At 46.0% G+C, this 16,155-nt stretch carries 9 protein-coding genes; 6 read left to right on the plus strand and 3 right to left on the minus strand.

Annotated features, from left to right (window positions below):
- Nucleotides 1–7: 7 nt before the first annotated feature.
- Nucleotides 8–3,133, minus strand: coding sequence for a SusC/RagA family TonB-linked outer membrane protein (locus tag IEX60_RS12735; protein ID WP_188751221.1), 3,126 nt, complete (start codon nucleotides 3,131–3,133; stop codon nucleotides 8–10).
- Nucleotides 3,134–3,354: 221 nt separating this feature from the next.
- A complete protein-coding gene (locus IEX60_RS12740) occupies nucleotides 3,355–6,246 on the minus strand; it encodes a triple tyrosine motif-containing protein (protein WP_188751223.1) in 2,892 nt (963 codons plus the stop codon).
- A gap of 98 nt (nucleotides 6,247–6,344) precedes the next feature.
- Here IEX60_RS12740 and IEX60_RS12745 point away from each other — a divergent pair, with 98 nt between their 5' ends.
- A complete protein-coding gene (locus IEX60_RS12745; protein WP_188751225.1) occupies nucleotides 6,345–8,609 on the plus strand; it encodes a glycoside hydrolase family 20 protein in 2,265 nt (754 codons plus the stop codon).
- A gap of 53 nt (nucleotides 8,610–8,662) precedes the next feature.
- On the opposite strand, the gene IEX60_RS12750 is transcribed toward IEX60_RS12745, so the two are convergent.
- Nucleotides 8,663–9,715, minus strand: a complete 1,053-nt coding sequence (locus IEX60_RS12750) for a LacI family DNA-binding transcriptional regulator (protein WP_188751227.1) — start codon at nucleotides 9,713–9,715, stop codon at nucleotides 8,663–8,665.
- 257 nt (nucleotides 9,716–9,972) lie between these two features.
- Here IEX60_RS12750 and IEX60_RS12755 point away from each other — a divergent pair, with 257 nt between their 5' ends.
- The 5 genes from IEX60_RS12755 (at nucleotide 9,973) to IEX60_RS12775 (ending at nucleotide 16,102) form a co-directional block, all read left to right on the plus strand.
- Nucleotides 9,973–10,827, plus strand: coding sequence for a sugar phosphate isomerase/epimerase family protein (locus tag IEX60_RS12755; RefSeq protein ID WP_188751229.1), 855 nt, complete (start codon nucleotides 9,973–9,975; stop codon nucleotides 10,825–10,827).
- 11 nt (nucleotides 10,828–10,838) lie between these two features.
- Nucleotides 10,839–11,996: a Gfo/Idh/MocA family protein gene (locus IEX60_RS12760; protein ID WP_188751231.1), complete on the plus strand. Its 1,158-nt coding sequence runs from the start codon at nucleotides 10,839–10,841 to the stop codon at nucleotides 11,994–11,996.
- Nucleotides 11,997–12,025: 29 nt separating this feature from the next.
- Nucleotides 12,026–12,922 carry a phytanoyl-CoA dioxygenase family protein gene (locus tag IEX60_RS12765; RefSeq protein WP_188751232.1) on the plus strand — a complete coding sequence of 299 codons (897 nt, stop codon included), beginning with the start codon at nucleotides 12,026–12,028 and terminating at the stop codon, nucleotides 12,920–12,922.
- Between the two features lie 12 nt (nucleotides 12,923–12,934).
- Nucleotides 12,935–15,052: an outer membrane protein assembly factor BamB family protein gene (locus tag IEX60_RS12770; protein ID WP_188751234.1), complete on the plus strand. Its 2,118-nt coding sequence runs from the start codon at nucleotides 12,935–12,937 to the stop codon at nucleotides 15,050–15,052.
- A gap of 99 nt (nucleotides 15,053–15,151) precedes the next feature.
- Nucleotides 15,152–16,102, plus strand: coding sequence for a TIM barrel protein (locus tag IEX60_RS12775; protein ID WP_188751236.1), 951 nt, complete (start codon nucleotides 15,152–15,154; stop codon nucleotides 16,100–16,102).
- Nucleotides 16,103–16,155: the final 53 nt, after the last annotated feature.

Genomic DNA, 16,155 nt, shown 5'->3' on the forward strand with positions numbered 1-16,155 from the left:
TTTATGATTATAATGTCAAATTGAGGCCAAATAAAAACGAGCGGGCTTGGGGATACACACCGGCATCGATTCCCCACGTATCTGAGCCGCCACCCACTTCAGGATCATACCCGGTATATTTTGTAAACGTGAGCAGGTTGTTGCTGCTTACGTATACCCTGATTTTGTTGATTCCGATTTTGCTGACCCATGTGACGGGCAGTGTATATCCGAGTTGCAGGGTTTTGATGCGCAGGTAGGCGCCATCTTCCAGGAAATATTCGGAAGCTTTTGAATAATTTTGGTTGGGATCTGAAAGGGTTGCCCGGGGGCGTTCGTTGGTACTTCCCTCACCTACCCAGCGATTGAGAATTTTACTGTGCCAATTGGCATTCGTAATGTCGAGTCGCCTCAACCCTTGAAAAATCTTGTTTCCGGCAGACCCTTGACCGAAGATCATCAGGTCGAAGTCTTTATAGGATGCATTGATGGTCATCCCATATGTCAAGGTAGGAATGGCAGTGCCCAAAAATGTACGGTCATCTGTGGAGATGCTGCCGTTGCCATCCAGATCGGCCCATTTAAAATCTCCCGGCACCGCATTGGGTTGGATGGGATTGCCTTCTGGACCGGTATAGTTGTCAATTTCCGCTTGGTTCTGGAACACGCCTAAGATTTTGTATCCATAGAACGAATTATAGGGTTGGCCGATGGTAGTGCGCTGTGCATTGTTGGCGAGGTTTTGGATACTTCCGGCTCCATCTTCGGTGAATGCCACATCTGACCCTAAATAATTAACCGTATTCGTAGTACGGGAAATGTTGCCATTGACCGCGAGATTGAAATCTCCGATAGCTTTCCGGTATCCCAGCTCCACTTCGAAACCTTTCGCTTCAAGGTCAGCTAGGTTATACCAGGGATCGGCTAATCCGGTGTATCCCGGTATGGTCACCGTGCGCAAAATGCCGGACGTTTCTTTTTGGTACCAGTCGAATGAAAGGGTCCAATCCCGGAACAAAGAAGCATCAAAACCGATGTCTAACTGGCTGGTTTCTTCCCATGCCAGGCTAGGGTTGGCCGGCGCGTTGGGACTGGCACCGATATACATGTTGTCAATACCGAAAAAATAGTTCCGATCATTGCCCATACCGATGGTTGGAACAAAGCGGAAGTCTGCGGTATTGTCATTTCCTACGACCCCATAGGAAGCCCGGATTTTGAGGTTGTTCAAGATATTATTCGGGGTCCAGAAATCTTCGTTGGTGAGTACCCATCCCACCGATGCGGATGGAAAAATCCCGTATTTCTTGTTCGCTCCGAATTTAGAAGACCCATCGCGCCTGATGATACCGGTAAACAGGTACCTCTCCTTATAATCATAAGTTATGCGTCCGAAAAGCGAAGACAGATTGTGAGTAATACCATCCCTCGCATCGGCTATAATGTCTTCCCTAGGGACCTTGAGATTAAATGTGGCCTCTTCAAAATTAGTTGCCGCAATATTATTAAAGGTAATAAAAGTACCGCTAGACAGGTTGTTCAGGTAGGCGCCTTGACCCAAAAGCACGGTAAAATTGTGGCCTTCAATATTACGGCTGTAAGAGATCGTATTTTCAATGTTCCAGTTGAAACCTTGTTCACGGGCGCGATAAAATTCGGTGGTGGACCGGTTTTGTACGGCACTGAGGTAATAAATACCGCTGAAACTTTCAGATCCCCACCAAGCCAGTTTGGCACCCAGTGTAGACCGGATGCGTAAGCCTTCGATGGGCTCTATTTCGCCAAATACATTACCGACAATGTTGTGAGAGAATCCGTAGTTTCCCAGACGGGTATCAACATATGCGAGCGGGTTGGTCATCTCCTGTGCCACATTGGTGGATATTCCGTATGGATTTCCATTAGCGTCCCGCACCACAGGCTGGGTACTATAGGGTGGTTGATTGGCTACATCGGGGTCGGTGATTACTGCCGGGGTCAGTGGGTCAAGATTGATAGCCGAGCTAAGCGGACCGCCAAATTCGCTGTTGGTAGCAAGTGCCCCCTGGCTTTTGATGTAAGAGTACCCTAGGTTTTGTCCGAATCTAAGCCATTTTTTGACTTTATGGTCGGAATTGAAACGTATGTTGTATCGGTTATAGTTAGAAATTTCTGGTGTCACAACCCCGTCTTGGCCGAAGTATCCGAACGATGTATAGAAGGTGGAACGGTCGCTTCCGCCGCTGATGCTCAGCTCATGGTTTTGGATCGGCGCATTATTTTCAAAAACGGTGCTTTGCCAATCCGTCCCCTCACCCAATGATTCGGGGTTAGGATAAATGATTCCACCACCGTCGTTTAGGGAAGCTTCATTCCGGATCGTGGCATATTCGGTAGCGTTGAGCAAATCCAATTTTTTTGCGGGGGCCTGTGTGCCATAGTAGCCGTTATAATTGATCCGCATATCACCCACATGTCCTTTTTTAGTTGTCACCAAGATGACACCTGTGGCCGCACGGGTTCCATAAATGGCTGCAGATGCCGCATCTTTTAATACTTCGATGGACTCGATGTCGGATGCGTTTAAGTAATCGATCCCGCCTGCATCCACGACCACCCCATCCACGACATAGAGGGGGGTATTGTTGTTAATAGTGGTTACGCCCCGTACCAGTATCGAAGCGGGAGAACCCGGTGCGCCCGAGTTGGATGTGATTGTTACTCCCGAAGTGCGGCCTTGGAGTGCGGTCTCTAACCGACCTACCACCTGATTTTCGATGTCACTGGATTTTACGCTGGTGATCGCTCCGGTTACTACACTTTTCTTTTGTGTTCCGTAGCCTATTACAACCACTTCTTCGAGTGTGCTGAGATCTTCTTCCAGCGACACGTTGATCGCGCCGCTTGTTCGGACCTCGATGTGTTGTGCCATCATCCCCAATTGCTGGAATACCAGTGTTGCTTCGGCTTGGGGTATCTCAATGGTGTAATAGCCCGAGTCATCGGTGCTAACAGCAGTACCGGTACCCTGTATGGTAACGGTGACACCTGGCAATGGTCTTCCATCGGTCGCTGCCGTCACCTTACCTGTCACATGCAGCGTTTGTGCGGCAAGTGCAAATGGGGATACGCACATACACAACATAATGAATGCATGTAGAACTCCTTTTTTCATAATGACGAATTATTAAATATGGTTAACAAATTGGTTTTAATCCTTTGCACTTCGATGCAAAAGGTTAACGCAAATCTAAGGTTAAGGTTTAAACCGGAGTATTTAAGGCATTCTACAATACCCCTACAACAGTTATGAAATTGACGATTTTGAGGGATAAATATACCTACAATCCCCCTACAGGCTTATTGCAACTGGCTTTGGGACAGTGCAATACCTATTTAGGGTTGTTTGCTTACAGAAACATGTAACAGAAACTCATACAAATTCTGTTCCGGATCCAGTTTGAGTTTCTTTCTCAACCGGTATCGTCCTACTTCCACGGCTTTGATCGTGATGTTCATCAGCTGAGCAATTTCTTTGGATGATAAGTTCATTCTAAAAAAAGCACATAATTTCAGTTCATTAGGCGTCAAATCGGGATATTGTTCTTTGAGATTGGTGAAAAAGCCTTCATTTACATGGTTGAAATGGACACTGAATTGTTCCCAATCTTCATCGGTCCGCTCGGCATTACGGATCAGCCGGATCAGCTGCCTGAAATTGATGCTGCTATCGCCGAATTCATGCTTTTTAATTACATTAAGTATGGTATCCTTTATTTTGGCCAAGACCTCCCCACGCTGGACAAGATGCATGGTCATGTTGGCTAATTCTTTGTTTTTAAACATGATTTCCGTTTCCAGTTTTTCATTTTTTAGTCGCACCACTTCCTTTTCGCTGCGCTCCAATTCCAACTGATTTAAATACAATTCACGTTCGTGCTTTTGCTGAAGCTTTCTTTTTTGCCATTTAAATAGCAGAAAAATGAGAACCCCAATCAATATCCCATAGAGGGTATTACTGAAGGCGTTATTGTACCAGGGTGGTGCAATGGTAAATCGATAGGCCTTCACGGCAGATTCATTGCCATTGCTATTCCTTGATTTGACTTTAAAGGTATAGGTGCCCGCCGGAAGGTTTGTGTATTCCTTTTCACTCCGGTCGTTCCAACTGGACCAGGTCCGGTCAAACCCTTCCAATAAATAGCTGAATTCGACATTATCCTGTTGGTCATACAGGGTAGTTGAAAATGAGAAATGAAATGAATTAGATTGGTAATCCAGATGGGGTGATGCGATTTTGGCGGAGGGATGCCCCCCAAACAATATCCGTTCGTTCTTTTCGCCGTCGATTACATTGATAACATTCAATAGTATATCGGGCTTGCTGATTGTCTCTTTATACCTTTTGTAATTGAGATGGATTGCGCCTTTGTTTGCACCGATGAAAATATTTTCATCATTCAAGGCGTAAACGGATTCAAATCCACCTAACACTTTACCGTTTAATTCGGGAAAATAGGTAACTGAAAAAGGGATATCCTCATTAGGAATGGAAAAATCGGCCACACCAAGTTTTTTATGGGTAATAAACCATACATTTCCATTTCGATCTTCATTGAGGTATTGGAGTTCCATCCCTTTGAACCGTGGATAAAACAGCGGGGAAGGTACAAAACGGTCTTTGTGTTCGTCGTATTCGTAAATACCATCGTTGGTGGCTACGGTAATTTTGTTTTTTATGAAAAAGAGGTAGTTATACAGCGAAGAAGGGAGTCCATTATCGACCGTATAGGTCTTTTGTTCAGTTACCCGATTGTAATCATCTGAAAGATGGAATTTAAAAATCCCACGGTAAGGATGTGAAGCCCAAACGGCTTGTGCATGATCATCATAGTAGATGAAACGTAGAGATTCATAGGGGCTTTCGATGCGGGTGACATCGTTAAAACGGACGCCGTCAAAATCCAAACGTTGTAAGCCCAGGTATGTGCCGGCGATGATATGTTTAGATGGAAACACGCGCGACATGGGCTGGTAAAGCCAGGTGCCGGGAACGGTGTAGATTTTGTTTGCAGACTGGCCCGCAATTTCAAATCCCCCATCTTCGTGTCCCATTAACAGGCGACCATTAATTTCGTTGAGGCTCCATACCTGACCTTCTGTATGCGGTATTTCAGTAAAATCAGCTTTGGAAAGGCTAACGTCTTTTTGCTTCAAGTCGATGGGGGTAGCATATAACCCATTGGATGTGCCAATATAAAGATGCTGATCAAAGAGACGTATGGCATAGCTGCTGATCGGGCTGCTTTTGCTGGGATGGATGTACTTCACTGCACTGTTCACAGCAATGAAATCAATGCCGTCATCCAAGGCCAGCCACAGATTCCGGTTTCGGTCAATAAATACACTCCGGACGTTATTTTTTTGCAAGCCCTCTCCGTATACGTATTGCTGAATGAGCTTATCGTTGCGATCCACGATAAGTACTCCCGCTGAGGTTGTGCCAAAAACAAACCAGTTCTCATTGACCGGTAATCCGCAATAGATTCTGTCTACGGAAAACAAATCATCTAAGGGGGTTTTTTTGCGGATTAACTCGTTACCCACGAGATAGAATAAGCCCTGTTTGAGGGTGGAGACCAAGAGGGTGTCTTCACTGTAGGGCATAATCGCCGTGATGTTGTCGCTGACTTCTGTGTCGGTGGTCAGCGGTTTCCAAAAACCATCTTCAAACCGGAAGATTCCCTGATGCAGGGCCTGCGCATACAGCTTGCCTGCCGCCTGACCCAAGAACTGCCACTCGCTAGCTGCTTTGTCTACGGTAATGCGGTCCTCTTTGTAATGCAATAGCTTGGAATTGGCTCTGAAAAAAACGTCAGAACCCATGATCACGATGTCCCAAATGTCGGCAAATTGGCGCTCCGGCTTGGGGATCAGGTTGACCAATGAATGGTAACGAAGTATGCCTGCACTGTCTGCGTTGAAGTATCCTACCTCATCTTGTCCACCCACATAAATTCGATTATCCGGAGCAATGGCGACAGACCGTACTACCGTGGCATTAGGCAGTGGATAAATATTCCAGTAACGTCCGTTGAATGTCAGCAAGCCTTCGTTATTGCCAAAGTACATGATACCTTGGGTATCTTGCGCAATATCCCAGTTCTGTAATCCACCTTTATACTGATCGCTGTTATAATTAATGATCTGCGGAATGGCTACCCGATGTTGAGCTGAGGCGACCAACACAAACGCAAGACAGCAACCGATAAAGATTGTTTGTTTCAATGGTTAGTGTGTTTTTCTGCCAACAAAGGTACGGATAATTGCATAATCTGAGCATTTTGAGTAAGTTTGTCTCAGATACACTAAAACAAACAGATCGCATGACTCAATATGCACGCAGATTGGTATTGGGTTTGTTGGTGTTGTCGTCTATGGCGGTGATACCTGCCCTCGCTCAAAATCAGCTATCCCTTATCCCGGAGCCTAATACCTTAGAAATTCACGAAGGAGAATTTGTATTTCCTTCGGTTACGCCGGTATACGCATTTGATGAATTTTCAGACGTCGCCTTGTTATTGTCTGAGCATCCTTATGCACACTTCACGCCGGTTGAACGTATCAAATCTCATAAACGGATACCTGAAAATGGTGTAAGGCTCATTCGGGCGCGGGAGGAAGATAAGCTTCCGGCCGACGCATACCGATTGGTGGTAGATACAGGAGGTGTCACGATTACAGCACATCAGCCTGCCGCAATTATCAATGGAATATTGACACTATTGCAATTGGCATATACCCAGCCTGATGGCCGGATCTTGCCCGCCATGATGATTGAGGATAGGCCCCGTTTTGCATATCGCGGGCTCCATCTTGATGTCTCTAGGCACTTCTATCCGCTATCGTTTCTTAAGAAGTTCATTGATCTGATGGCGCTCTACAAGTTCAATATGTTCCATTGGCATCTTACCGACGGTGCTGGCTGGCGCTTGGAAATCAAGCAGTATCCCGAGCTTACCCGGAAAGCGGCTTGGCGCACACATGTAACATGGAAAGATTGGTGGCAAAACGGGAGAAGATATTTAAATGAAGGCGATCCCAACGCAAGCGGCGGATATTACACGCAGAACGAAGCACGGGAATTGGTGGCCTATGCTGCGAGAAAAGGCATCACTGTTATTCCGGAGATTGAAATGCCGGGGCATTCCGATGAAGTGCTGGCTGTTTATCCTGAGTTATCGTGTTCCGGACAAGCATACCAACACGCTGAATTCTGTATAGGAAATGAGGAGTCATTTACGTTTCTAACCAACGTATTGAATGAAGTTGCCGATGTTTTTCCTTCGGAGTATATCCACATTGGTGGAGATGAAGCAGGTAAAGAATCGTGGAAGACGTGTCCCAAATGCCAGGCGTTAATGGAGAAAGAAGGGCTCAAGACGGTGGATGAATTGCAAAGTTACGCGGTAAAACGTATTGACGCCTTTTTGAAAACGAAAGGGAAGAAATTGATTGGCTGGGATGAAATACTGGAGGGGGGAATTCCCGAGGGTGCAACGGTGATGAGTTGGCGTGGAGAGGAGGGAGGAATCCAGGCAGCTAACGCAGGTCACAATGTAATTATGACACCCAATTCACACCTTTATTTCGATTATTACCAAAGTGATCCGCGGACCCAGCCCGAGGCTATTGGTGGTTATATTCCTTTGCGTAACGTCTACGAATATGAACCCATTCCCGCAGGCGTAGCCGCAGATAAAGTAATCCATATTTTGGGTGCACAAGGTAATATTTGGACCGAATATATGCCTACAACTGAGCAGGTTGAATACATGGCTTTTCCCCGTGCGTTAGCTTTAGCAGAGGTCGTGTGGTCCGATCCGAAGCAGCGGGACTGGAAAGATTTCAATGAGCGACTGCAGCAGCACTACAAGTTGCTGCAAAAGTTTCATGTCAATTATTACCGCCCGTCATACCGGGTAGATATCGCGGTGCATTTTAATCCAGATACGTTGACCAATACGGTGTCCATGTCCACCGAACAATACGGGCCGGGTATCCGGTATACGACCGATGGCAAGGAGCCAGATGCGAAATCGGCACTGTATACCGAACCGATCGAGCTATCGGTGCCTGCTACCGTGAAGGCGGCATACTTTGTGGATTCGGGTCGTGTTGGACCGGTAACGATGGCCAAGGCCGATGTTCATAAAGCCATTGGCAAAACCGTTTCTTACCAAACACCCTGGGATACCTATGCGGCGGAAGAGACCCGTACGCTGGTAAACGGAAGTAAAGGTGGGCAGCGGGCCGATGACGGTCAATGGCAGGGATTCCGCAACAATGTGGATGTAACCGTTGATTTTGAACGTCGTGAGGAATTGCATCGCGTAGCTGTGGATTTCCTGCAGGACCGAGCTGTAAATGGCTATCTTCCCGGTGAAGTGAAAGTATTGCTGTCTGACAATGGTAAAAATTTCCGCGAAGCAGGCACCCTGGTAAATGATATATCTCCAGAAGAACGTTTCCCTGTGTCCAAGACTTTTGAATTCCAGTTCGATTCTCCGCAGACGGCCCGTTACCTGCGTATTGTGGCAACGAATGTACAGCATGAATTGTTACTTACAGACGAGGTGGTGGTGTATTGACGTATTCCTTTTTTTGAGAGATCAGTGTTCGGTTGGTTAAACGAGGAAAGTTTTTAACCGCCATGACCAATGTGGTTGTAATATTTTAGGTTTGATTTTATAACAATATCGATTGGAAGATAGCTTTTCTTGTTGATAGCCTTTTTTAGAATCAACAGGTCGTAAAATAACTGGATACCCGCATAGGCTTGTGTATAGGGTTGCTGCGAGATAAGAAAATCGATTACGTCGTTCTTCAAATACTTTACATTTTCCTCAATCAGGTCATAACCAATTAGTATGTGATTTTTTTTTGGCGAAAACACCGGTGCTACCCGTTGAATACCGTTAGTCACGAATATTCCTTCAACCAGGGGACTGGCTTTGATTAATCCCGAAAGTTCAGTTTCTATGTGTTCATTGGCCAGCGTACTTTCATATTTTATGATGGATCGTTGCTTTGATTTAAAGAATTCCTTGAAACCGTTTTCCCTGCTGGTGAAATGTAAGTGATTATCTTGCTCTTGCGTTAAGGAGATAATTAAGATCGTTGATGAACCAGATACCGATTTATCCAGCAGTTCGGCAGCCAGGAACCCACTATCGAAAGAATGCTGGCCGATAAATGGAATATTTGGAAGTTCAGGCAACTGTGTGTCAAAGAATATGACGGGGATACCATTTCGTTTAAGTCGTTGCACGAACTTTACCGTTTCAGCCGCAAAAATGGGAACCATAAATACACCATCGTAGTTGTTCTCCAAGATAGAGGCTGTTTGTTTCACAAACGCTTGTTTGTCATTTTGATGAAATCGGTGAACCTCGATCTGAAAACCGTACGGTTTAAGTTCATTCATAGCATCGGCAAAACCCCGCTCGTGCTCTTTCCAGTAAGGGATGTCAGGTGTGGCTTCAGGCAGCAAGGCAGCAATCGAATATTGCTTCGCCGATTTTAGGCGGCTGGCAAGGATATTTGGGGTATAACCCAGCTCTTCGATGGCTTTTAAAATCCGTTCTTCCGTCTTTTTCGAAACCCCTCCCCGATTGTTGAGTACTTTGTCTACAGGGCCAGTAGAAACACCCGCGTGAAGGGCAATATCTTTAATGCCAACAGGATTTTTTTTCATCACAAACGATCGTTAATTGGCTAACCAGTACAAAGGTGAGCCGGTTAGAGGACACAAAAATACAAGTAAATTAATGATTTATATGAAAAAAAAGTTTGAAAATTTAGGTTTTCAAAATTTTATATTTATTATTGCAACATAAACGTGAACGTTCACTATTTAAAAGCGATTGATTCGCTTTTTTAACAAATCGAATAGTTAACGTTCACTATTTTTAAAATTTAAGTTATTACTAACCAGTTTTTACAAGTTAAATTATGAAAATCGGTATTGATAGTTACTGTTATCACCGACTGTTTGGAGAAGTATATCCCCAACAAGATCACCCCGAACGATTATTATCTTTTGATGATTTTTTGCAGAAAGCTATCCAGCTACCCGTGGATGGTCTTTCACTGGAATCCTGTTTTTTTCCAAAGTTTGATACTTCGTATTTACGGGCAGTCAAAGAAACATTAGACGGTGCCGGGATGGATCGCGTATATGCTTGGGGGCATCCCGATGGGCTGGAGCGAGGAGAAAATCAGGCGGCTTATGACGAGATGTTGGCACACATTGAGTATGCCAGTCAGCTTGGTGCGGAGGTGATGCGGGTGGTGGGTAGCAGTCTCCGTTTCCGGTTTGAGCCCCATGGTCCGCAACTCGAAAAATTGGGCCAACAGTTTACAGAGGCAACCAAAATAGCAGAACGATACGGTATTAAACTGGCAGTTGAAAACCATATTGATTATAACGCCGATGAAATCTTACAGTTGGTGCATCATGTAAATTCACCTTTTTTCGGAGTGAACTTCGACACGGGTAATTTTTTACGGGTTTTAGACGATCCGATCCAAGCCATGGAAAAACTAGCCCCTTACGTGTACGCCACCCACATCAAGGACCTACGCCCGGTCAAAGGAGTGTCCGTTAGTGAATGGTACTTTTTCTCCTGTGTTCCAACCAATCAAGGATTGATAGATAACCGTAAACTAGCCCGGATACTTCATGACCATGAGTACCAAGGGTTTTTAGCTGTCGAAATCGACTTTCTTCATCCGGATTACAGCAATAAGGAAGAGGAGGTAGTGCATGAAAGTATCGCTGAACTGCGGAAGATCACAAATTTTTAGGGATTAGCACCATGAAGCAATTAAACATCGGCATCATTGGATATAAATTTATGGGGCGGGCGCATAGCAATGCCTGGAAGAAGGCATCGCTTTTCTTTGATATTCCGTTTCAACCGGTTTTAAAGGTAGCTTGTGGACGGCATCGGGATAGCCTGATGGAGTTTGCCAAGAAATGGGGATGGGAAGAAACGGAAACAGATTGGCGACGCCTTATCGAACGCGATGACATTGATGTCATTGACATTGCCACACCTCAACACCTGCATGCGGAAATCGCTATGGCAGCCGCAAAGGCAGGAAAGCATCTTTTTTGCGAAAAACCATTGGCCATGACAAGCGCAGAAGCTGAGACAATGTTGCAGGTATGCAAGCACAGTGGAGTAACACATTACCTGAATCACAACTATCGGCGCGTGCCGGCGATTGCTTTGGCCAAGCGAATGATTGCTGACGGGTTAATCGGGAATATCTATCATTGGCGGGCAGCTTATCAACAAGATTGGATTACCGATCCAAATTTTCCCCTCACCTGGCAGTTGCAACGCGAATTGGCACAAGCCGGACCCCAATGGGACCTCAATTCACATTGTGTGGATTTGGCGCATTACCTTGTTGGGCAAATCACTGACGTGACGGCCTTGACCAGGCGTTTTATTGATCAGCGGCCATTGGCCGTTGAAGGAGCAATGGGGAACCTAAAAGCTGAAGCTGCTGGCTATGGCATGGGTGAAGTGACTGTGGAAGACGCAGCACTTATGCTCGTCAATTTCGAAAATGGTGCCGTTGGATCGTTTGAAGCAACCCGGTTTGCCAATGGCCGTAAGAACAAGCTTTCTTTCGAGATTTACGGGAGCGAGGGAGCTATTACGTTCGATTTGGAACGGATGAATGAGCTGCAGTACTTTTCAACCCGGGACCCGGATGGACTGAGAGGATTCCGCACATTACTCGCGACCGATGAAAACCATCCCTACATCAAACATTGGTGGCCTGCTGGACACATCATCGGTTACGAACATACTTTTATCCATGCCGCCGCAGATTTTGTAACGGCACTGGGTAGCGGCACGGCGATTAAGCCTGATTTTGCAGACGGTATCGCGATTCTGAAAGTACTCGAAGCCGGTCTGAAATCGGCAACTGAACGGAAAACTATACGCGTTGAATAACTATCAAATACAGTCAAAAACAAAGATAAATGAAAACATCACTTAAAGACCAGTTCCTTACAGAAGGATATGTCATCATCGATGTATTAACAGATTTGGAAATCAGTCAGTTTAGGGTTCTTATGGATGCGTTGCTTAACCCGGAGGTTAAAGCGGAGGATACGAAGAAGCACAGTTCGTCATTCCAACATTTGGGTGATGACCTGGCAGACTTCGGCCGGGAAGCACGACAATATTACTTTCATCTGCTTACCAAGGAAGGTACCGCACCCATTCTCCATGCATTTCACCATCCTATCATTTTAAAAGCTGTCGAGGAAATTATCGGCCCTGACTTGATTATCAATAACGCCTCGATATTGGCGGCCAACGAAGGGACATCCTATTCACTGGGCTGGCACCGCGATGTGATCCAGATTCCCGAAGATGAAATAGCCGATTGGCTTTTTTCGAAGGAGCGTTTCCATAATAGCGTGCAGATCAACTTACCATTGGTCGAAGAAAACTCCTTATGGATAGTGCCGAGGAGTCATAACCGTCCCAATACACCCGAGGAAAATGCGGCGTTTGCAGGTTCAAAACATTATGCTCCGATTGGCGCGGAGATGCCGGGGGGGATTCCCGTAACTCTCAAGGCCGGACAGGCTGTTCTTTATAACAATAATCTGATACATAGAGGATACACGGAGACCATGAAAGTTCCGCGGCGAACCCTGCATATGGGCTATCATAGCGCGGCATATCCGCCTACCTGGCACTTTTACCTGTTGAATGAGCAATTGCTTACGCCTTATTACATAGAAACCCTTAGTCCAACTATGCAACGTATGATCAAGGAATACCTGGCGTGCAGGAAAAAGTATCCGAACATGGCCGATACGTGGAAATGGGATTACAATTTTCCACATAAGCCAATCCACAATTGATTTCTCGGTCACATGCGGTTAATCATACTATTTGTTATTTCCATACTAGCGGTATGGGGTTGCCAATCGTCCGATACCTTTTCGGAATCTGATTGGGCGTATCCCGGGGGCAGCGGGGGGCAAACCAAATATTCGTCGTTGAAACAAATCAACAAATCCAACGTGGCCAATCTGGAAGTAGCATGGATATTTAATTCGGGAGTACCTTCAGGAAACGTACAGATGAACCCGCTAATTGTGGGTGGCAAGGTCTATGTGACTACGCCACTGCAGGAGGTTATCGCCGTTGACGGCACTACGGGCAAACAGGTTTGGCGGTTTAATCCGGCCAGGAAGGATGAACAATTTGGAGGAATTAATCGGGGAATTTCCTTTTGGCGCAAGAAAGGAGAGCGCGAACGCATCTTTTTTACCAGTGGTGGATTTCTGAACGCCATATATGCCCAAGATGGATCACCGGTGCCTGAATTCGGGGATCAGGGTCGGATCTCGCTGAATGAAGGTCTGGTAAAACCACCCGAAAAAATGGGAATCAGCTCACCGGGAGCACCGGTCATATTCGGTGATCTCGTAATTGTGGGAGCTATGACGTGGGCATCACCGGCGAATGTAAGCGCTTTTAACGTATACACCGGTGAGCGGGTATGGATTTTTCACACCATTCCTCAACCCGGTGAATACGGATATGAAAGTTGGGGGAATAAAGATTTTTGGAAAACAGGTGCCGGTGTGAATGTTTGGGGAGGTCTGAGCGTGGATGAGGAAAACGGAATGGTGTATTTTGCGACGGGCCAACCGAAAGATGATTTTTATCGGCCCGATAATGGAGGTGAACATCTCTTTGGCAATTCGATTGTGGCTCTTAATGCCAAAACAGGGGAAAGGCTATGGCATTACCAGGTGATACATCATGATTTATGGGATTTGGACCTGCCCTGCGCTCCCATATTGGCCACACTCCGCAAAGACGGTAAGGAAATCCCTGGCGTTATACAATTGACCAAAACCGGTAATGTTTTCATGTTTAATAGGCTTACCGGTGAACTTTTGTCCGACGTTGAGGAACGCCCCGTTCCAGTGAGCACATTACCGGGACAATACGCTTTTCCCACCCAACCATTCGTCAAATGGCCGGAACCTTTTTCAAAGCAGGTAGTTACCGCTGATGATTTGACAAACATTAGTGAAAAAGCGCACGCCGATGCATTGGAGCAGTTCAATCGTGCGGAAGCCGGATGGTATGTCCCTCCTTCGACCAAAGGTATTATTTACTACGGCATACATGGTGGCGCGGAGTGGGGGGGCGGATCCTATGACCCCATTGAAAATGTGATGTACGTCAATTCCAATGAACTGGCTTGGCATATTGTCATGCGGGATATAAATGACGCAAATACCGCCGCTAATACTGGAGAACATACAAAGCAACATGCGGGCCGGAGTGTTTTTCTTTCTAGCGGATGTGCAAGCTGTCATGGTGCTGATCGCCAAGGATTGGGGGGGACACCGGTTTTGAGAAACCTTTCCGGGAAATATACCCAAAAAGAGGTCGTGGATATCATAAAAAAGGGTAAGGGTGCGATGCCACCCTTTGCGCATCTGCCAGAAGATGACGTGCAACTGGTCGCGTCTTACCTTTTAGATATTGAAGTATCCGGTAAAGAACAAAAAGAATCAAGCAAGCCGTATTTTCGTTCTACGGGCTATAATAAGTTCCTCGATCAGCAGGGGTACCCGGCTACGGCACCTCCATGGGGGACCCTAAATGCAATCGACCTCGAATCCGGTAAAATAAAATGGAAGGTTCCCTTAGGCGAATACCCAGAACTAACAGCTCAGGGCATACCTATTACTGGAACAGAAAACTTCGGAGGCAGCATTGTCACTGCAGGTGGTTTAGTATTTGTAGGAGCCACACGTGATGAGTGTTTCCGGGCGTTCGATAAAGATACAGGTAAGATGTTGTGGGAAGCCAAATTACCATTTGGAGGATTTGCTGTGCCAAGTACGTATCAAGTCAACGGGAAACAGTATGTGATCATCCCGGCCACCGGCGGCGGTAAATTGGGCACGCCGACAGGCGATGCTTATGTTGCTTTTGCCTTGCCAGCTAGCATCGTGAAGAAATAGCACAACTATAGGGCGAGATCATGGTTAACATCGTAGAAAAGAATCAATCATTCGTACAATATCATTTGACAGAATTAGCTAACTAACTATAAATAACGTATGGAACTAAAAAGAAAGGAACAACCGCTATTTACCAGCATGCACGGCAAACGGCTGATGACTTGGTTTTTTATATTCGCCGTTTTTGCGGCTGTGCCGCTGGCTGGTTTTAAGCTGCCGAAGGATCATCCCGTTAAAGACGTATTTGCCAAACAAAACCTTGCGGCTTGGTGTATAGTACCCTTTGATGCCAAACACCGTGGCCCAGAAGAACGGGCTAAAATGTTATCAGATCTGGGCATAACAAAACTTGCATACGATTGGCGCGAAGAACACATCCCCACGTTTGATGACGAATTACACGCACTCAACAAATATGGAATTAAGCTGGAAGCATTTTGGATGATGTCTGGCAACCATCCCGAAGACGATCCCTATATCCGGCAGATTTTTGATTTCATAGCGCGCAATAAGGTTAAAACCCAGATCTGGCTGTTAATGGGCGAATGGGAAGGCTTTGGCGATCTCAGCCAACACGATAAAGTTGAAGCTATGCGTAAGCCCATTGCATACATCGCAGCAAAGGCAGCCGCACTGGATTGTCAAGTTGCACTTTATAACCACGGGGGGTGGTTCGGTGAGCCGGAGAACCAACTTGAAATCATCAATGAGCTGAATCTCGAAAACGTCGGGATGGTCTATAACTTCCATCATGCACGTCTGCATCACGAGCGTTTCTCGACCTTTTTCCCTAAAATATTGCCGCACTTATTTGCGCTTAATATCGCAGGTTTAAAATCCGGTGTTACCGATCGGTTTTTTAGAACGGGTCAGGGAGATGTCGAAAAAGAGATGATCCGACAGGTTTGGAAGAGCAAATACCGAGGAACAATCGGTATCATCAACCACAATGAGAACGAAGATGCCGAAAAGGGACTAAGGGATGAGATCGATGGACTGAAAAAAATCCTTGCGGAAATCGGGGACAAACGGGCGCTGGCAACCTATTAACGTCAATGCCCACCTAAGCTTATTTATGAGCACACACTACTGTTTTTTGCAAA

Source organism: Parapedobacter defluvii (assembly GCF_014642075.1).
GTDB lineage: Bacteria > Bacteroidota > Bacteroidia > Sphingobacteriales > Sphingobacteriaceae > Parapedobacter > Parapedobacter defluvii.